Source organism: Saccharopolyspora hordei, assembly GCF_013410345.1.
GTDB lineage: Bacteria > Actinomycetota > Actinomycetes > Mycobacteriales > Pseudonocardiaceae > Saccharopolyspora > Saccharopolyspora hordei.
Window position 1 is genome coordinate 2,273,671 of the sequence record NZ_JACCFJ010000001.1, and the last position, 18,087, is coordinate 2,291,757.

Below are 18,087 nucleotides of genomic sequence, written 5' to 3' on the forward strand. Positions count from 1 at the left end.
CGGACGGGTTCTGGCTGCTCGTCAGCCGTGGCATCACGGTGGACGAGACCCGGCGGAGAGCGGACACCGCGGGCGACCGGGACCTGACCGGCGCGGTGACCACCCTGCTCGCGGTGGTCGCTGGACGGCGTGCGGCCCCCGGAGCCGGAGGTCAGACGCCCAGGGCGGCGCGGACGATGGCCAGGGCCTCGTCGGCGGGGATGCCGAGGGCGTGCGTGGTCCGGGCGTAGGTGGCGGCTGCCTCGGCAGCGCGCGCCGCCGCCTGGTCGCCCGCGTCGGAGACGAACGTGCCCGCGCGGCCGCGGGTTTCGATGAGCCCGGCCTGCTCCAGCTCGCGGTAGGCCTTGGCGGCCGTGTTCACCGCGATGCCCAGGTCCGCGGCCAGCGCCCGGACGGTCGGGAGCTTGGTGCCCACCGGGAGCTCCCCGCTGCGGATCTGCTCGGCGATGCTCGACCGCACCTGCTCGAACGGCGGCACACCGGAACCGGTGTCAACGCTGATCCGCATGGTCCATCGCTCCCGGGGTCGACGTCGGTACCGTTCCAGTATCCGACCCGACCCCGGATGGACGGGACCAGGCCCGCGGGACGCACGCCCTTCCCAGCGTGGGGTGCTCGCCGGCGCGGGATCCCCGACCGGACCACGCTGCTCACGGCCGCCAGGAGCGAGCGGAGGGGACGTCGGGAACGAGGGGGAGCACCTCGTCGAGGCGGGTGATCCGGAAGAGCCTGAGCAGTCGCTCCGCCGCGCACACCACGACCAGGTCGCCGTCGGCGGCGCGCATCCGCTTCCAGCCGCCGACCAGCACGCCGAGCGCCGTGCTGTCCAGGAAGTCGACCGGCGAGAGGTCCACGACGACCCGCACCGCACCGTCGTCGACCGCGTCGGCCAGCCGCGCCTCCAGCGCGGGCGAGGTGAAGACGTCGACCTCACCGCGGACGGTGATCAGCGTGACGCCGCCGGGCAGCTGTGCGCTGGTCACGCTGAACTCCACGCCGCCACCCTAGCGGTGGAGCCGGCGATCCGGCGCCGTTCCCGCGCGCTCGGTGGCATGCTCGTCGGCGTGATCGGATCGTGGTGGAGGCGGGACGCGCAGGGGGGCCGGTCCGTCTCCGTGATGCCGGCCTGGTCGATCTGGGTCGGTGCGGTGGTGCTGCTGGGCGTGGCGGCGGTGTCGATGTGGACGCTGCTCGCCCTGTTCGGCGGCGGCAGCCCGCAGGACCAGATCCGCCTGGAGATCGTGAAGCTGGCGGGCGGCATCGTGGTCGGCACCGGTGGCGCGGCGGCGCTGCTGCTCGCCGCGCGGCGGCAACGCGCCCTCGAACTGCAGCTGGCCCAGAACGAGCGGGACCTGGCCCACAAGGAGCTCGTCGCCGCCGACGCCCGCCACGACGCCGCGGAACGCCGGATCACCGAGCTCTACGCCTCCGCCGCGGAGCAGCTGGGGTCGGACACGGCGCCGGTGCGGCTGGCGGCGCTGCACGCCCTCGAGCGGCTCGCGCAGGACAACCCCGGTCACCGGCAGACGGTCGTGGACCTGCTGTGCGCCTACCTGCGCATGCCCTTCGCCGGTCCCGGCGAGGTCGACCCGGAGCAGCAGGACGGGCACCGCCAGGAGACCCAGGTGCGGCTCACCGCACAACGGCTGCTCACCACGCACCTCCGCCCCGGCGCGGAGGCGACGTTCTGGGCGGACGTCGACCTCGACCTCACCCGGGCCACGCTGCTCGACTGGGACATGGCGGACTGCTGCGTCCGCGGCGCCTCGTTCGACGGCGCGGTGTTCCACGGCGACGCGTCCTTCCACCGCGCGGAGTTCCGCGGTGCGGTGTCGCTCCGCGGAGCCGTGCTCGTCGATGCGGCGTCCTTCGACGCAGCGCGGTTCCACGACGTCGCCCGGTTCGGCGGGACGAGGTGCCGCGGCGAGATCTCCTTCCGCCACGCGGGTTTCGACGGTGCGGTCTCCTTCGACGGGGCCCGGTTCCACGGCCCGGCCTCGTTCGCCGAAGGCGAGCTCCGCGGTGAGACCTCCTTCCGCCACACGGCGTTCGACGCCACGGCGTCGTTCCGGGAGGCGACGTTCCACGACGTCGCCTTCGGGGCGGCGGAGTTCCTCGACACGGCTTCCTTCGACGGGACGCGCTTCCACGGCTCCACCTCGTTCGGCGGGACGCGGTTGCCGGGGAGGGCCTCGTTCCGCGAAGCCGAGTTCCACGACGCGGTGTGGTTCGGCCGCACCGAGCGGGGAGTGCCGGACCTCTCCGGCGCCCGGGTCCTCGTTCCCGACCAGCTGCCCGACCACGACCTGCTGCGGGGCCTGCCGGGGTGGCGACTGACCGTCGACGGCGCAACGCCCGACGAGGACCAGCGTCGTTGGCGGCGGTTCGAACCCGCCACCGACTAGGAGCCGTCCCGGAACGCCTCGAGCAACCGCTCGGCGGCCCGGCTCGCGGGCAGTTCGCCCGCGCGCACCTGGGCCTCCACCTCGCCGAGGATCGCGCGGACCCCGGGGTGGTGGGTGAGCTCGGACATCAGCTGGTCGCGCACCAGCGCCCAGGTCCACTCGACCTGCTGGCGGCTGCGCTTCTCCGCGAACTCGCCGGTCTCGGTCAGCACCTCGCGGTGCTTCTGGACCTGCTCCCACACCTCGTCCAGGCCGATGCCCTGCAGGCCGCTGCACGTCAGCACCGGCGGTGTCCAGCTGGCGCTGACCGGGGTGAGCAGGCGCAGGGCGCTGCGGAGCTCGCGGGCCGCCTTGCGGGCTTCGCCCGCGTGGTCGCCGTCGGCCTTGTTGACCGCGATGATGTCGGCCAGCTCCAGGACGCCCTTCTTGATGCCCTGCAGCTGGTCGCCGGTGCGGGCCAGGGACAGCAGCAGGAAGCAGTCGACCATGCCCGCCACGGTCACCTCGGACTGCCCGACCCCGACGGTCTCCACCAGCACCACGTCGAAGCCGGCGGCCTCCATGAGCACGATGGTCTCCCGCGTCGCGCGCGCGACACCGCCGAGCGTGCCCGCCGACGGCGACGGCCGCACGAACGCCGCCGGGTCGCTGGCCAGCTTGCCCATCCGCGTCTTGTCGCCGAGGATGCTGCCGCCGCTGCGGGTGGACGACGGGTCCACGGCCAGCACCGCCACCCGGTGCCCGGCACCGGTCAGCATCGACCCGAACGCCTCGATGAACGTCGACTTGCCCACGCCGGGAACACCGGTGATGCCGATCCGGTGCGCGCCACCGCTGTGCGGCAGCAGCTCGGTGAGCAGCTGCTGGGCCAGCTCGCGGTGGTCGGCGCGGGTGGATTCCACCAGCGTGATCGCCTGCGCCAGCTTGGTGCGGGAACCGGCGAGCACGCCCTTGGCGTAGTCCTGGACGTCGATCGTGCGCGGCATGTCAGTGGCCGAGCCGGTCGCGGAGTTCGTCGAGCAGGCCCAGCGCCGCCTGGGCGATGACCGTGCCGGGCGGGAAGATCGCCGAGGCCCCGGCCTGCCGCAGCGCGTCGAAGTCGGCGGGCGGGATGACGCCACCGACGACGATCATGATGTCGTCGCGGCCGATCGCGGCGAGCTCGTCGCGCAGCGCGGGCACCAGGGTCAGGTGCCCGGCGGCGAGGCTGGAGACGCCGACGACGTGCACGTCGGACTCGGCGGCCTGGCGGGCCACCTCGGCCGGGGTCTGGAACAGCGGCCCCACGTCCACGTCGAAGCCCAGGTCGGCGAAGGCGGTGGCGATCACCTTCTGGCCGCGGTCGTGGCCGTCCTGGCCCATCTTGGCGACCAGGATGCGCGGACGGCGGCCCTCGGCCTCGGCGAACTCCTCCACGCGCCGGCGCGCGGTCTCCAGCTGCTCCGACGGGCCCGACTCGTCCCGGTACACGCCGGTGATCGTACGGATCTGCCCGGAGTGGCGCCCGAACACCTTCTCCAGCGCGTCCGAGATCTCCCCGACGGTCGCCTTCGCCCGCGCCGCGTCCACGGCCAGCGTGAGCAGGTTGTGCGCCAGGTCGTGGGGGCGCTCGTCGGACATCGCGGCCTCGGCCGCCGCGGTCAGGCGGCGCAGCGCGTCCTCGCAGGCCTGGCTGTCGCGCTCCTCCCGCAGCCGCCGCAGCTTCTCCAGCTGCTGGGCGCGGACCCCGGCGTTGTCGACCTTGAGCACGTCGACCTGCTCGTCACCGTCGTAGCGGTACTTGTTGACGCCGATCAGCGGCTGGCGACCGGAGTCGATGCGCGCCTGGGTGCGGGCGGCGGCCTCCTCGATGCGCAGCTTCGGGATGCCCGCGTCGATGGCCTGCGCCATGCCGCCGGCGTCCTCGACCTCGGTGAGGTGCGCCCACGCGCGCTCGGCGAGGTCCTGGGTGAGCCGCTCCAGGTAGTAGCTGCCGCCCCACGGGTCGATCACCCGCGTGGTGCCGGACTCCTGCTGCAGCACCAGCTGCGTGTTGCGGGCGATGCGCGCGGAGAAGTCGGTGGGCAGCGCCAGCGCCTCGTCGAGCGCGTTGGTGTGCAGCGACTGGGTGTGGCCCTGGGTGGCGGCCATCGCCTCCACGCAGGTGCGCACCACGTTGTTGTAGACGTCCTGGGCGGTCAGCGACCAGCCGGAGGTCTGCGAGTGGGTCCGCAGCGACAGCGACTTCGGGTTCTGCGGCTCGAACCGCTTGACCAGCTTCGCCCACAGCAGGCGCGCCGCGCGCAGCTTCGCGACCTCCATCGCGAAGTTCATCCCGATGCCCCAGAAGAACGACAACCGGGGCGCGAAGGCGTCGATGTCCAGCCCGGCCTGCCGCCCGGCCCGCAGGTACTCCACCCCGTCCGCGAGCGTGTAGGCCAGCTCCAGGTCCGCGGTCGCCCCGGCCTCCTGGATGTGGTAGCCGGAGATCGAGATGGAGTTGAACTTCGGCATCCGCTGCGAGGTGTAGGCGAAGATGTCGGAGATGATCCGCATCGACGGCTGCGGCGGGTAGATGTAGGTGTTGCGGACCATGAACTCCTTGAGGATGTCGTTCTGGATGGTCCCGGCCAGCTTCTCCGGCGCCACACCCTGTTCCTCGGCGGCGACGATGTAGAGCGCCATCACCGGCAGCACCGCGCCGTTCATGGTCATCGACACGCTCATGCGGTCCAGCGGGATGCCGTCGAAGAGCTGCCGCATGTCCAGGATCGAGTCGATGGCCACCCCGGCCATGCCCACGTCGCCCGCCACGCGCGGGTGGTCGGAGTCGTAGCCGCGGTGGGTCGCCAGGTCGAAGGCCACCGACAGGCCCTTCTGCCCGGCGGCGAGGTTGCGGCGGTAGAAGGCGTTGGACTCCTCGGCGGTGGAGAACCCGGCGTACTGCCGGATGGTCCACGGCTGGTTGACGTACATCGTCGGGTAGGGCCCGCGCAGGAACGGGGCCAGCCCGGGGTAGGTGTGCAGGAAGTCCAGGCCCGCGGTGTCGTCGGCGGTGTAGAGCGGTTTGACGCCGATGCCCTCGGGCGCCTCCCACACCAGCGCGTCGGCCTCCTTGCCGGTGGCGGCGAGCAGTTCCTCCTGCCACCGCTGGGGATCGGCGGCCGGAGGGCTGTCCAGCGGGACGTCGGCGAAGTTCGGGATCTGCGTCATCGTCGGACTCCCAACTGCTCGTGGACGTCGGTGAGGACGGCCAGCGCGTCGCACCCGGCGTGGACGTACCCGTCCACGCCCCCGGTCCCGCTCGGCTTCCCGGCCAGCAGCACCTGCCGCGCTCCAGCCCGCTTCAGCGCCTCCGCGGTCTCCGCCGCGCGGTCGGCGTAGACCTCGTCGCTGGAGCACAAGCACACCACCGGCGCGCCGTCGTAGGCGGCGAGCACGTCCGCTGTGGACTCGGTGGCCCCCGCGTCGGTGCACGCGACGCCGCCCGCGGCGAAGAGGTTCCGCGCGAACGACGCGCGCGCGTTGTGGGCGGCCAGCGAGCCGAGCGTCGCGAGGAACACCGTGGGCCGTGTCGGCTGCGCGTCGGCCGCGTCCCGCAGCCGCTCGAAGTCCTCGGCGTAGCGGTGCACGGGCAGGCCGCCGCCGGGCTGTTCCGGGGCGGGCTCGCGCTCCAGCACCGGTTCGTCCAGGTCCGGGAACTCGCTGACCCCGGTGATGGCGTCCCGGCGGTGCGCGATCGCGGTGCGGCGCTGCTCCCAGGTCGCGGCGAGCGCGTCGGCGACCAGCCCGGACCCCAGCGCGGCGGGGAGGCCGCCGGCAGCCTCGATCCGCTGGAACCAGGCCCAGGCGGCCTTCGCCAGCTCGTCGGTCAGCGACTCGACGTAGTAGGAGCCGCCCGCCGGGTCGATCACCTGCGCCAGGTGCGACTCCTCCAGCAGCAGCGACTGGGTGTTGCGGGCGATGCGCCGGGCGAAGGAGTCCGGCAGCCCGATCGCGGCGTCGAACGGCAGCGTGGTCACCGCCTGCGCGCCCCCGATGCCCGCGGCGAAGGACGCGATCGTGGTGCGCAGCATGTTCACCCACGGGTCGCGCTTGGTGAGCATCGCCGGGGAGGTCACGGCGTGCTGCCGCTGGCCGCGGGCGCGTTCCGCGACGCCGCAGGTGCGGGTCACCTGCTCCCACAGGCGGCGCGCGGCGCGCAGCTTGGCGATGGTGAGGAACTGGTCGGCGGTGGCGGCGTAGCGGAACTCGACCAGCCGTGCGGCGGTCTCGACGTCGATGCCGGCCTCGGTGAGCCACCGCAGGTAGGTGGTGGCGGCGGCGAGCGAGCAGCCGAGCTCCTGGGCGTCCGAGCCGCCCGCCTCGTGGTACGGCAACCCGTCCACGACCAGCGCCCCGAGCTCCGGCAGCCCTGCGCAGCGCTCGGCGAGGGCGACCGCCTCCTCCTCGTCCCCGGCCTGCCCGGTGCGGGCCTGCCAGCCCAGCGGGTCGGCGCCGAGGGTGCCGCGCAGCGCGTGGGGGCGCACGCCCTGCTCCTCGGCGAGTGCGAAGAGGGCGTCCGCGGCGGCGGTGGTCTCGGCCCCGGCGTCCAGCGCCACGCCGATCATGTCCAGGTGGACGCCGTCCAGCGCGTCCGCGAGGTCGTCGACGGCCAGCCCGCCGCGGCCCAGCCGCAGCCACAGCGACGACACGCCGTTGTGGAGGTCGGCCAAGACCTCCCGGTTGGTCTCGGCGGCGTCGGGGTTGTCGTGGCGTTGCCGCACGTCCCAGCCCTCGGCGACGCTGCCCTGCGGGCGGCTGCCGCGCACGAACGGCGCCAGCCCGGGCACGCCCGTCTCGCCCGCGGGCTCGGTGTAGAGGGGGCGCACGGTGATGCCGTCGTAGGTGGTGGTGGCCAGCACGTCCTCGACCGGTCCGGCCGGGTCGTCGCCGACCAGGCCCGAGCGTTGCAGGACCTTCGCGACCTGGGCTTGCCACTGCTCGTGGGTCGGTTCCGGGAAATCGGCGGCCAAGGCCAGCTCCGGTCCGACGCCGCTCGACTTCGAGTGCGCCACCATGGCCACTGATGGTAGGCCGGTACCCGGGTGTCCAACCCGATCAGCTCTGTGACACCTGTCGCAACCCCCGCCTCGACCGCACCCCTTGTCGGGTCCAGCGCCACAGCGCCCCCGATTTTGGCGGGACCCGACAATTGCGCGATCACCGCCCGTGCCCCAGGCGCAGGTGCCCGAGCGCGACGACGAGACCGCCTTCCTCGAACCGGTGCGGCGGCGACCGGTGGCACCTGCCGGACCCCTCGGACGGTGGCCGGGACGGTCGCGACGACCCGGGACGGGGTCGTGACTGAGGGTGCCGGCGGGAATGGTGTGATGGGCCGATGCGCGCTGTCCTGGTGGTGGTGTTCCTCGTCTGTGCGCTCGTGACCAGCGGTTGCGGCGGTGGTCGCGACTCCCGTGACGCTCCGCCGCCGGTGGAGGAGGCCTTGGCGTTCAGCGGCGTCGTCGTGCCGCCGGGGGCGGAGGTGCTCGGCGTCGACGCCGAGCACGGGCAGGACTCGATCTACCGGCTCGCGGTCGCGGTCGACGACGGGGCGGTGGAGCAGCTGCTGGGCGGCTCGCAGTTCCGCACGCCGTTGCAGCCGGGGCGCGTGGTCGGCTACGAGCCCGTGCCGCAGGCACCGGTCGGGGCCGAGTTCGCGTCCGCCTCGGACGAGCTCCCGCCCGGCCCGGGTCGCCCGGAGACGGTGTTCCGCGAGGTGCTGGTGGACACCTCACCTCCCGACCGGGCCGTCGTCCACGTCTGGGCCTTCACGACCTGAGCGCCGCCCCCCGGGGTCGTGAGTGCGCGGACCGGCTGGAGCCGGTCTTCGCGCTCACGACCCCGGGGGGCCCTGGCCGCAGAGGTGGTAGACCCAGCCCGCCTCGGGCGTGTAGTGCAGCTCGTAGTGGGTCTCGATCTTGGGCCCGTCGTGCAGGTGGATGTGCCGCAGCAGCCGGCCCGCGACGGCTTCCGAGTCACGGAGGTCCTGCATCCGCCCGTCCAGCGGCCCGCCGACGAACCGCACGTTCCGGCTCGACATGGCACCCTCCTCCCGCGTTCTCACCAACGGCCCCCATCGTCCCCGATCCCCACCCCGCTGCACCAGCGCGCGAACCGGTGGGAAGCCGTGCACCCGGAGTCAGCGCAGCTCACCGCCGACAGCGGAGCCCCGGCTCCCGCCTGGCGCCCCGCCGTCCTCGTCCCAGCGGAGGGCGAACCACAGCTCCATCCGGGTCTCCGGATCGGCGAGGTCCACGCCGAGCGCGCGTTCCACCTGCCCGATGCGGTGCCGGACGCTGTTGCGGTGCACGCCGAGCGCGGTCGCCGTGCGTTCCCAGCTGCCGTGGTGCGCCAGCCAGGTGCGCAGCGTGTCGACGAGCCCCCGCCGGTCCGGCCCCAGCGCGCGCAGCGGGGCCAGCAGCTCGGCCGCGAACGCGCTCGCCGCCTCCGGGCGCACCACTGTGGACAGTCCAGCGCGCTCCGCCACCACCGGGCGGCCCAGGGACCGGGCGCGGTCCAGCAGGGCCTCGACCTCGGGCCCCGCGCGGGGCACCGCGTCGGCGCGCAACCGCCGGCTCACCACCGGCAACCACCCCCGCTCCCGCACCGCGGACAGGACCTCCGGGGCGGGGCAGCAGTCGGTGATCGCGGTGAAGCCGCCGCCGGCGAGCTGGACCAGCGGCGTGCGCAGCCGGGTGCACAACCAGTCGTGGTCGGCGAGGTCGTCGGCCGCGCGCCGGCGCGTCGGCGTGCCCGCGACCACCCGGTACTCCTCGCCGGTCAGCAGCCGGGGGAGCACCTCCTCCGGCGGCGCGCTGCCCAGCAGCAGCGCGGTGGTGGCCGCGCTCAGCGGGGCGTCCCGCGCCCGGCCGGCCAGCCCCAGCAGTCCGGCGCCGACCGCGACGATGGACCGCTCGGTGGCGTCGAAGCGCTCGCGGCGGCCGAGGACGAGCAGCTGTGAGGCCGTCGCCTGCGGCGACACGGGTTGCGCGAGCAGCGCGGTCCCGTCGGCGAGTTCGGTGGTGGCGCTGCGGATCCCCCGCCCCGCGCGCAGCCTCGCCAGCAGTTCCGGCAGCTCGGCGGGCCACCGGGCGGGCGCACCGTGCTCGGCCACCGCCTCGTCGTGCCGCCCGGCGAGCACCACCCACGCGCCCAGCTGCCGCCCGAGCGCGCGCACCAGCGGGCGCAACCCGTCGGCCGCGGCCTTGATGAGCGCTTCGCGCGCCACCGCCACCCGTCGCTGCTCGCGTTGGGCGGCGTCGGCCAGTGCGAGCGCGACCGCCCGGCTGATCGCCAGGAACGGCGTCCGGGGCGGCACCACCAGCAGCGGCAGCCCGTGCCGCACGCACGCCTCGCGCAGGGCCTCGGGCAGCGCGTCGTGCATGGGTGGCGTGACGCCGAACCCGAGCGCGGTGATCCCGGCGTCCAGCAGTCCCCGGACGTAGTCGTCGACGTCCGCTCGCGCGTCGGCGAGGTTGACGCCCGCGGTGAGCAGCAGCTCGCCGCCCAGCAGGTACGGGCCGGGGTTGCGCAGCTCGCTGACGTGCGCCCAGCGCACCGGCCGGTCCAGCGCGCCGGCGCGGAGGCTGTCGGCGACGACGTCGAGGTGCAGCGCGTCGTCGTCGACGACCGCGCGCAGCGGGATGGCGGTGGAGGCCGTGGTCACAACGTCCACAGACTACGCCGAACTGGGACGGATCGTCCCATGTCGTCCCCTGGTGACCCGCGCCTACGGTGTCCGGCACGGCGGTGGCCCAGATCACCGCCGCCGGGGCGCAGCCCCGACGTCCACCAGCACCTGCACGAGGAGGCCGTCGTGGTCGGGGACTACGCGGTGATCGCGCTCTACGTCGCTGCGATGATCGGCATCGGCTGGGTCGGCATGCGCCTGGCCCGCACCAAGAGCGACTTCCTGGTCGCCGGGCGGCGGCTCGGCTGGTTCATGTACTCCGGGACGATGTCGGCGATCGTGCTCGGCGGCGCGTCCACCATCGGCGGTGTCGGGCTCGGGTACACGCACGGCGTCTCGGGTGCCTGGCTGGTGCTGACCATCGGCCTGGGCATCCTCGCGCTGCACGCGTTCTTCGCCCGGCGGCTGGTGAAGCTGCGGGTCTACACCGTCTCGGAGATGCTCGACCTGCGCTACGGCGGCTCGTCGACGGTGATCGCGGGCGTGGTGATGTGGGGCTACACGCTCATGCTCACGGTCACCTCCACGTTGTCCTTCGCCACCGTCTTCCACGTGCTCCTCGGCGTCCCGAGCGCGGTCGGGATCGCCATCGGCGGTTCGATCGTGGTGCTGTACTCGGTGCTCGGCGGCATGTGGTCGATCACGCTCACCGACATCGCGCAGTTCGTCATCAAGACCATCGGCGTCCTGCTGGTGTTGCTGCCGATGTCGCTGGTCGCGGCGGGCGGCCCCGACGGCCTCGCGGAGCGGGTGCCGCCGGACTTCCTCGACCCCACCAGCATCGGCGGCGCCACGATCGTCACCTACGTGCTGACCTACGGCTTCGGGCTGCTCATCGGCCAGGACATCTGGCAGCGGGTGTTCACCGCGCGCAGCCCGCGGGTGGCGACCGGCGGCGGGTTGCTCTCCGGCGCGTACTGCCTGGTCTACGGCGTCGCGGGAGCGCTGATCGGCACCGCCGCCAAGGTGCTGTACCCGGACCTGGGCAACGCCGACGACGCGTTCGCCACCATCGTGGCGGAGCTGCTGCCGACCGGCGTGCGCGGCCTGGTGCTGGCCGCCGCGCTGTCGGCGCTGATGTCGACCTCCAGCGGTGCGCTCATCGCCTGCTCGACCGTGACCACCACGGACGTGCTGACCCGGCTGCGCGGGGCGTCCACGGACGTCCGCACCAACCGGATCACCACGCTCGTGCTCGGCGTGGTGGCGATCGGCGTCGCGATGGCCGTCGACGACGTCGTCGCCGCGCTCACCGTCGCCTACAACATCCTGGTCGGCGGGCTGCTCGTGGCGATCCTCGGCGGGCTGGTGTGGAAGCGCGGCACCCGCGCCGGGGCACTGGCCTCGATGGTGGTGGGCTCGGTGGTGGTGCTCGTGTCGATGGCGGTGCACGGCCTGCTGGCGAACGAGCCGATCTACTACGGTCTCGGCGCGAGCCTGGTCTGCTACGTCGTGGTCAGCCTGCTCACCCCGCGCACCGACCCGGAGGTGCTGGCGGCCTGGGACCAGCGCACCAGCGGTGCCGGGCCGGTCCCGGAGACCGCACTGGAGGACACCGTGGGAGGTGGGCGATGACCGACGGCAGGACCGGTGGCGACCTGGTGGTCGAGACGCTGCGCGCGCTCGGCGCCGAGACCGTGTTCGGCCTGCCCGGCCAGCACGCGCTCGGGCTGTTCGACGCGCTGCGCCGCGCCCCCGACCTGCGGCTGGTCAGCTCCCGGGTGGAGAACAACCTGGCCTTCGCGGCCGACGGCCACGCCCGCGCGCGGCTGGCCGCCGACCCGGCGGGCCCGGTGCCGGTGACGCCGGTGGTCGTCTCGACCGGTCCGGGCGCGCTGCTCACCCTCGCGTCGCTGCAGGAGTCGCGGGCCGCGTCGGTGCCGGTGCTGGGCATCTCCAGCCAGGTGCCGGTGGCCGGACTGGGCGGTGGGCGGCACGGCTACCTGCACGAACTGCCCGACCAGCAGGCCAGCTTCCGGGACGTGGTGAAGTCGGTGCACGTGGTGCGCACGGCCAGCCAGGTCCCCGGCGCGCTGCGCGCGGCGTGGGAGTCCGCGGCGACCGTCCCCTACGGTCCGGTGTGGGTGGAGATCCCGCAGGACGTGCTGCTCGCCCCGGCCGAGCTCCCGCCGATCACCTCGGCCACCGCCCGGCCGGCGCCGCTGGAGCCGCTGCCGGAGCTGGTCGACGAGGCGGCGCGGCTGCTGGCCGGCGCGGAGAACCCGGTGGTCCTGGCCGGGGGAGGCGCGGCGCGCGCCGGGGCCGAACCGGAGCTGCTGGAGCTGGCCGAGGCGCTGCGGGCACCGGTGCTGAGCACCTTCGGCGGGAAGGGCGTCTTCCCGTGGGAGCACCCGCTGTCCGGCCAGTCGTGGCTGGAGGACTGGCACAGCACGGAGTTCCTGGCCGCCGCGGACGTGCTGCTCGTGCTCGGGTCCGGCCTCGGCGAGCTGACCAGCAACTACCACCGGTTCGCCCCGCGCGGTCGCGTGGTCCAGGTGGAGGCGGACGCGGGCAAGCTGGAGTCGAACCACCCGGCCCTGGGCCTGCACGCGGACGTCAAGCTCCTGCTGTCGGCGCTGCTGGAGCGGCTCCCGCGCCGCGAACCGGACGGTCGCGCCGAACGCGCGGTCGCGGACCTGCTGGCCCGGGTGCGCGCCCGGCTGGCGGCGCAGGACCTGGAGCTGGAGCAGCGCGTCCTGACGGAGGTGCGCGCCGCGGTGCCCGAGGGCACGCCGAGCTTCTGGGACATGACGATGCTCGGCTACTGGGCCTGGTCGGCGTGGAACACCGACGGCGCCCCGATGCACTCCGCGCAGGGCGCCGGTGGCCTCGGCTTCGGCCTGCCCGCGGCGCTCGGCGCGGCGGCGACCGGCCGCCCCGCCCTGGCGGTGTCGGGCGACGGGGGAGCGATGTACGGCATCGCCGAGCTGGCCACCGCGGTCCAGCACGACCTCGACGTGACGTGGCTGGTGGTCGACGACGGCGGCTACGGCATCCTCCGCGAGTACCTCACCGACGCCTTCGGCGAGACCACGGCCACCGAGCTGGCCCGGCCCGACTTCGTGGCCCTGGCCTCGGCGTTCGGCGTCCCGGCGGTGCGCACGGACCCGGACCGCCTCCGCGCCGACCTCGCCGGGGCCCTCCGCACCCCGGGCCCGAGCGTCGTCGTCCTCCCGCAACGCCTCCGCCTCTTCGCCCCCACCCACCTCGACCAGGGCTGACCAGGGCGGTCACAGCGACGCCAGCATGGTGCGGTACTCGATGCGCCCCCGTTCCAGGACGGGCAGCAGCGAACGTGCGCTGAGCCCAGGCGGCAGCGGCATGTCGGCGACGATGTCGCGCTCGCCGAATTCGTGGTTCAACCACCACTCCAAGGCGCGCACGTTCTCGTGCTGTCGAACCCGTTCCGGTGGTTCCTTGTAGCGCGTGCGGTCACCACCGGAGCTCGCGTGCAGGCCGGACCTCCGGAGCAGGCAGGGAACGCAGGCACCGCAATGCTCGTCCCTGCCGCCGGTGTTGGCGGGGTGGCTCCCGCAGCTGTAGGTCTCCTCTGCCAGCTCCTCGGCAGAGAGGCCGGACTGGAGGGCGAGCTCGCACACCTCGCCCTTCGTCATGGACCACAGCGGGTTCTCCACGGTCAGGTCCTGCTCGCCGAGGCAGGCGATCAGCTCGTTCAGCAGGTGCAGCGTGTAGGGGTGCACCGAGCGCGTGGAGCAGCTGCCGAGGCGACTCGGAGTCAGCGGGGGATTCACCGCGAGTTGACCGTTCTCGGGAATGCAGACCCGGGACGCGCCGCGTGCGGTCGCGGCCCAGATCGCCGTCGCCACGTAGAGGAACCCGCGGGAACGACTGGACCACTCCTGCACTTCCTGCACTCTCTGGCTCGTCGTGACGTACCGGGTCCCGTCGCCACCGGACATCTTCTCGAGGCGGCGCCGTTGCAACTCGTACAGGTGGAAGTCCTGGTACGTGACGAACAACAACGGCTCTCGCTCGCGTGATCGCTTCGACCCGTACGCCGTGGAGTCGAGTCCGCCGGAGAAGAGCACCACCTCCGAGACGGGCTCGTCGAAGAGCCCCATCTGCACCTCGAAGGACTCGTTCGTCTGCCTGAAGTCGAGCCGCCAGCGGTCGCCGGTCAACACGGTCAACAGTTCGAGCACGATGCGCCCGGCCCGGTCGCGCCACGGAGCGGGGTCGATCAGCTCGACCTCGAGGTCGATCGTGCGCGTCCACCTGTCCGGCGCCTTGCGGCGATCACACCGCTTGTCCGCGACGAACACCATCCGTGCGATGTGCAGCAGGTCCGTCGACCACGGTGGCGGCAGCACGCCGAATTGAACGGCCCGCTGCAGCGTCTCCTCCGTTTCTTGCACGTCGTCGCTGGTGACCGGCACGGTGCCGCAGTCGGCGTCGACGAACCGGTACGAACCTCGGAGCTTCGGTGTCATGCGGCCTCTCCCGACGCTGGTCGCTCTTCGAGCAGGCTTGTGACGGTGTCCGGCAGCAAGTCGCGCGCGACGTCGAAGATGGATCGACCACGCCGGCCCGGCTCCTCTCGCTCCGCGCACGGGCTGGGGAGGAGTTCGACGATCTCTTCAGACAGCGCTTCACGGAGCTGGCCGAACGGGTCGAGCAGCGTCACGCCGGGTACGACCGCGTTCAAAGCTGGTTCGACGACGACCGCCTCGATGAACGCGATCACGAGCTCTTCGAAGAAGAGCCGGTGGAGCAGGCAGAACAGGTCGTCGCTGAGGGTGACCCGTCCCGACTGCGAGAACGTCACGTCGTCGTGCCCATCGAGCAGCTCGTGCGCTACCCGCTCGGCCGCTCTCCGGACGGCAGAGCCCGTCGCGGTGCCCGGCGGCCCGGCGATGAGGTCGACGAGCTGTTGGTGAGCGAGGGCACCTCGATCGTCGTCCGCCGTTCCGTCCGGCTCCACCAGTTCGACGCCCCGCTCTGCAACTCGCTCGAGCGCCTCCACCAGTGCGGTTCCGGCCTCACGCACCGTGGCTCGCAGAGCCGGGGCGCCGGTTCCCTCGGTCCGCAGCGCACGGAGACAGCTGCGTGCGACTTCCCGAAGCTCGGGAGAACCACCGTCTGGTTCTCCGGGGAGAACGTCCTTGATCTCCTTGTGCACCCTCTGCCAATGTCCGCCGCTCGGCCCCGGCCATCGGGTCGAAGTCCCCATCCCCACCCCAGCGCAGTCATGACCCCCGTACATCGACGTTACGAATCCCCTTCGTGCCTGATCAATCGCGCTGCGTGATCATCGCTCGCACGGCTCAGTGGCTGCAGCGGGAGCGGGGTCGTCTGGAGCAGTGCGGTCCGCGCGGGCGGGGGCTGGTCGCGGTGCGGGTGGAGGTGGTATCGGCCACCCCGGGTCGATCCGGTCGGAGCTGTCCAGGGACGATGGGAGGACGATGAAGCTCACCGACCACCTCCCCGCAGCCGACACGCCCGACCCCGACGCGCTGCTCGACGCGTTCGTGACCTGGACCACCGACCAGGGCATCGAGCTGTACCCAGCGCAGGAAGAGGCGCTGATGGAGGTGGTGACCGGGTCGAACGTCATCCTGAGCACCCCGACCGGCTCGGGGAAGAGCCTGGTGGCGACCGGGGCGCACTTCACCGCGCTGGCCGAGGGCAAGCGCAGCTTCTACACCGCGCCGATCAAGGCCCTGGTGTCGGAGAAGTTCTTCTCCCTGGTCGACGTCTTCGGCGCGGAGAACGTCGGCATGATGACCGGCGACAGCAGCGTCAGCGCGGACGCGCCGATCATCTGCTGCACCGCCGAGATCCTGGCCAACATCGCGCTGCGCGACGGCGACCGCGCCGACGTCGACCAGGTGGTGATGGACGAGTTCCACTTCTACTCCGAGCCGGACCGCGGCTGGGCCTGGCAGGTGCCGCTGCTGGAGCTGCCGCGCACCCAGTTCGTGCTCATGTCCGCCACCCTCGGCGACGTCACCTTCTTCCAGGAGGACCTCACCCGGCGCACCGGCCGGGAGACCGCGGTGGTCACCTCCGCCGAGCGCCCGATCCCGCTGACCTTCCGCTACGCCAAGACGCCGCTGCACGAGACCATCGAGGAACTGCTCGCCGGTCAGCAGGCGCCGATCTACGTCGTGTACTTCAACCAGGCGTCCGCGCTGGAGCAGGCGCAGGCGCTGATGAGCGTCAAGGTCGCCTCCCGCGAGCAGCGCGACCAGATCGCCGAGGCGATCGGCGACTTCCGGTTCACCGCCGGGTTCGGCAAGACGCTGTCCCGGCTGGTGCGGCACGGCATCGGCGTGCACCACGCCGGGATGCTGCCGAAGTACCGGCGGCTGGTCGAGCAGCTGGCGCAGGCCGGGCTGCTCAAGGTGATCTGCGGGACCGACACGCTCGGCGTGGGCATCAACGTGCCCATCCGCACCGTGCTGCTCACCGGCCTGACCAAGTTCGACGGGGTGCGCACCCGGCACCTCAAGGCGCGCGAGTTCCACCAGATCGCCGGTCGTGCGGGGCGCGCGGGCTACGACACCGCCGGCTACGTGGTGGTGCAGGCCCCGGAGCACGAGATCGAGAACGAGCGGGCGCTGGCCAAGGCCGGTGACGACCCGAAGAAGAAGCGCAAGGTGGTGCGCAAGAAGGCGCCCGAGGGCTTCGTGTCGTGGAGCGAGAAGACCTTCGAGAAGCTGGTGGCCGCAGAGCCGGAGCCGCTGCGCTCCAGCTTCACGGTCAACCACGCGATGCTGCTCAACGTCATCAACCGCCCTGGCGACGCGTTCGCGGCGATGCGCCACCTGCTGGAGGACAACCACGAGGACCGGGCGACGCAGCGCCGCCACATCCTGCGGGCCATCGCGATCTACCGGGCGCTGCGGGCCGCCGACGTGGTGGAGCAGCTGGACGAGCCCGACGAGCTGGGCCGCCGGGTGCGGTTGACCGTGGACCTGCAGTTCGACTTCGCGCTCAACCAACCGCTCGCGCCGTTCGCGCTGGCCGCCATCGAACTGCTCGACCCCGAATCGCCCAGCTACGCGCTGGACGTGCTGTCGGTCATCGAGTCCATCTTGGACGATCCGCGGCAGGTGCTGTCGCAGCAGCAGTTCAAGGCGCGCGGGGAGGCCGTCGCGCAGATGAAGGCCGACGGCATCGAGTACGACGAGCGGATGGAGCTGCTGGAGGAGATCACCCACCCCAAGCCGCTCGCCGAGATGCTGGAAGCCGCCTACGAGACCTACCGCAAGGGGCACCCGTGGGTCGGTGAGCACGAGCTGTCGCCGAAGTCGGTGGCCCGCGACATGTACGAGCGGGCGATGAACTTCGTCGAGTACATCGGCTACTACGGGCTGGCCCGCTCCGAAGGCCTGGTGCTGCGCTACCTCGCCGACGTCTACAAGGCGCTGCGGCACACCGTGCCCGACGACGCCAAGACCGAGGAGCTCACCGACATCATCGAGTGGCTGGGCGAGCTGGTGCGCCAGGTCGACTCCAGCCTGCTCGACGAGTGGGAGAAGCTGCGCCACCCGGGTGCCGAGCCGGCGGCCGCCGAACCGGTCGACGAGGGGCCCGAGCGGATCACCGCGAACAAGCGGGCCTTCCGCGTGCAGGTGCGCAACGCGCTGTTCCGCCGCGTGGAGCTGGCCTCGCGCCGCCGCTACGACGAGCTCGGCGAGCTGGACGCGGACAGCGGGTGGGACGCCGACGCGTGGGCGGACGCGCTGGAGGAGTACTTCGAGGAGCACGACGAGATCGGCACCGGACCGGACGCGCGCGGCCCGGCGCTGCTGATGATCACCGAGGAGGCCGACCGCTGGCTGGTGCGGCAGGTCTTCGACGACCCGGCCGGCGACCACGACTGGGGCATCAGCGCGGAGGTCGACCTCGCCGCCTCCGACGAGGCCGGGACGGCGGTCCTGCGGATCACCGACGTCAACCAGCTCTGATCCCGCGGGCGGTGGCGTGATCCGGGCCACTGGCCTA

At 72.9% G+C, this 18,087-nt stretch carries 14 protein-coding genes; 5 read left to right on the plus strand and 9 right to left on the minus strand.

Annotated elements, in window-relative coordinates; genetic code table 11:
- Nucleotides 1–151: 151 nt before the first annotated feature.
- On the minus strand, nucleotides 152–508 hold the full coding sequence (locus tag HNR68_RS10655; protein WP_179720013.1) for a GntR family transcriptional regulator: 357 nt from the start codon (nucleotides 506–508) through the stop codon (nucleotides 152–154).
- Nucleotides 509–650: 142 nt separating this feature from the next.
- Nucleotides 651–983: an STAS domain-containing protein gene (locus tag HNR68_RS10660; protein WP_343050057.1), complete on the minus strand. Its 333-nt coding sequence runs from the start codon at nucleotides 981–983 to the stop codon at nucleotides 651–653.
- Between the two features lie 135 nt (nucleotides 984–1,118).
- On the opposite strand from HNR68_RS10660, the gene HNR68_RS10665 reads away from it, so the two are divergent.
- On the plus strand, nucleotides 1,119–2,405 hold the full coding sequence (locus HNR68_RS10665) for a pentapeptide repeat-containing protein (RefSeq protein ID WP_179720017.1): 1,287 nt from the start codon (nucleotides 1,119–1,121) through the stop codon (nucleotides 2,403–2,405).
- On the opposite strand, the gene meaB is transcribed toward HNR68_RS10665, so the two are convergent.
- The 3 genes from meaB to HNR68_RS10680 are packed head-to-tail and all read right to left on the minus strand — an operon-like array spanning nucleotide 2,402 to nucleotide 7,444.
- A complete protein-coding gene (gene meaB / locus HNR68_RS10670; RefSeq protein ID WP_179720020.1) occupies nucleotides 2,402–3,391 on the minus strand; it encodes a methylmalonyl Co-A mutase-associated GTPase MeaB in 990 nt (329 codons plus the stop codon). The genes HNR68_RS10665 and meaB overlap by 4 nt on opposite strands.
- A 1-nt stretch (nucleotide 3,392) precedes the next feature.
- Nucleotides 3,393–5,597: a methylmalonyl-CoA mutase gene (scpA, locus tag HNR68_RS10675; RefSeq protein ID WP_179720022.1), complete on the minus strand. Its 2,205-nt coding sequence runs from the start codon at nucleotides 5,595–5,597 to the stop codon at nucleotides 3,393–3,395.
- Nucleotides 5,594–7,444, minus strand: a complete 1,851-nt coding sequence (locus tag HNR68_RS10680) for a methylmalonyl-CoA mutase family protein (protein ID WP_179720024.1) — start codon at nucleotides 7,442–7,444, stop codon at nucleotides 5,594–5,596. Before HNR68_RS10680 ends, scpA begins: the two co-directional genes overlap by 4 nt.
- Before the next feature lie 320 nt (nucleotides 7,445–7,764).
- Here HNR68_RS10680 and HNR68_RS10685 point away from each other — a divergent pair, with 320 nt between their 5' ends.
- The gene (locus tag HNR68_RS10685; protein WP_179720026.1) at nucleotides 7,765–8,205 is read left to right on the plus strand and encodes a hypothetical protein; all 441 of its coding nucleotides are present in this window, start codon (nucleotides 7,765–7,767) and stop codon (nucleotides 8,203–8,205) included.
- Between the two features lie 54 nt (nucleotides 8,206–8,259).
- Here the strand turns inward: HNR68_RS10685 and HNR68_RS10690 are convergent, their stop codons facing one another.
- Together HNR68_RS10690 and HNR68_RS10695 are read right to left on the minus strand one after the other, a co-directional pair.
- Nucleotides 8,260–8,466, minus strand: a complete 207-nt coding sequence (locus tag HNR68_RS10690) for a hypothetical protein (protein WP_179720028.1) — start codon at nucleotides 8,464–8,466, stop codon at nucleotides 8,260–8,262.
- A gap of 99 nt (nucleotides 8,467–8,565) precedes the next feature.
- Nucleotides 8,566–10,092 carry a PucR family transcriptional regulator ligand-binding domain-containing protein gene (locus HNR68_RS10695; protein ID WP_343050059.1) on the minus strand — a complete coding sequence of 509 codons (1,527 nt, stop codon included), beginning with the start codon at nucleotides 10,090–10,092 and terminating at the stop codon, nucleotides 8,566–8,568.
- A gap of 150 nt (nucleotides 10,093–10,242) precedes the next feature.
- On the opposite strand from HNR68_RS10695, the gene HNR68_RS10700 reads away from it, so the two are divergent.
- Entirely contained in the window at nucleotides 10,243–11,691 is a 1,449-nt protein-coding gene (locus HNR68_RS10700; protein ID WP_179720032.1) for a sodium:solute symporter family transporter, read from the plus strand.
- Nucleotides 11,688–13,337 (plus strand): thiamine pyrophosphate-binding protein, encoded by a 1,650-nt coding sequence (locus HNR68_RS10705; RefSeq protein ID WP_179720034.1) that lies wholly within the window; start codon nucleotides 11,688–11,690, stop codon nucleotides 13,335–13,337. The genes HNR68_RS10700 and HNR68_RS10705 overlap by 4 nt, the downstream gene beginning before the upstream one ends.
- Before the next feature lie 9 nt (nucleotides 13,338–13,346).
- On the opposite strand, the gene HNR68_RS27395 is transcribed toward HNR68_RS10705, so the two are convergent.
- Complete coding sequence (locus tag HNR68_RS27395) at nucleotides 13,347–14,513, minus strand: 7-cyano-7-deazaguanine synthase (protein WP_179720036.1); 1,167 nt, start codon at nucleotides 14,511–14,513, stop codon at nucleotides 13,347–13,349.
- A gap of 50 nt (nucleotides 14,514–14,563) precedes the next feature.
- Complete coding sequence (locus tag HNR68_RS10715; protein ID WP_179720038.1) at nucleotides 14,564–15,256, minus strand: hypothetical protein; 693 nt, start codon at nucleotides 15,254–15,256, stop codon at nucleotides 14,564–14,566.
- A gap of 283 nt (nucleotides 15,257–15,539) precedes the next feature.
- Between HNR68_RS10715 and HNR68_RS10720 the strand changes: the two genes are divergently transcribed.
- On the plus strand, nucleotides 15,540–18,050 hold the full coding sequence (locus HNR68_RS10720) for a DEAD/DEAH box helicase (RefSeq protein ID WP_179720040.1): 2,511 nt from the start codon (nucleotides 15,540–15,542) through the stop codon (nucleotides 18,048–18,050).
- The last annotated feature ends 37 nt before the right edge of the window (nucleotides 18,051–18,087 follow it).

What these genes read in the sequence shown, in the direction of transcription:
- scpA (WP_179720022.1), bottom strand. Translation starts at nt 5,597, where the DNA reads ATGACGCAGATCCCGAACTTCGCCGACGTCCCGCTGGACAGCCCTCCG.
- HNR68_RS10680 (WP_179720024.1), bottom strand. Translation starts at nt 7,444, where the DNA reads ATGGTGGCGCACTCGAAGTCGAGCGGCGTCGGACCGGAGCTGGCCTTG.
- HNR68_RS10720 (WP_179720040.1), top strand. Translation starts at nt 15,540, where the DNA reads ATGAAGCTCACCGACCACCTCCCCGCAGCCGACACGCCCGACCCCGAC.
- HNR68_RS10685 (WP_179720026.1), top strand. Translation starts at nt 7,765, where the DNA reads ATGCGCGCTGTCCTGGTGGTGGTGTTCCTCGTCTGTGCGCTCGTGACC.
- HNR68_RS10705 (WP_179720034.1), top strand. Translation starts at nt 11,688, where the DNA reads ATGACCGACGGCAGGACCGGTGGCGACCTGGTGGTCGAGACGCTGCGC.
- meaB (WP_179720020.1), bottom strand. Translation starts at nt 3,391, where the DNA reads ATGCCGCGCACGATCGACGTCCAGGACTACGCCAAGGGCGTGCTCGCC.
- HNR68_RS10655 (WP_179720013.1), bottom strand. Translation starts at nt 508, where the DNA reads ATGCGGATCAGCGTTGACACCGGTTCCGGTGTGCCGCCGTTCGAGCAG.
- HNR68_RS10665 (WP_179720017.1), top strand. Translation starts at nt 1,119, where the DNA reads ATGCCGGCCTGGTCGATCTGGGTCGGTGCGGTGGTGCTGCTGGGCGTG.
- HNR68_RS10690 (WP_179720028.1), bottom strand. Translation starts at nt 8,466, where the DNA reads ATGTCGAGCCGGAACGTGCGGTTCGTCGGCGGGCCGCTGGACGGGCGG.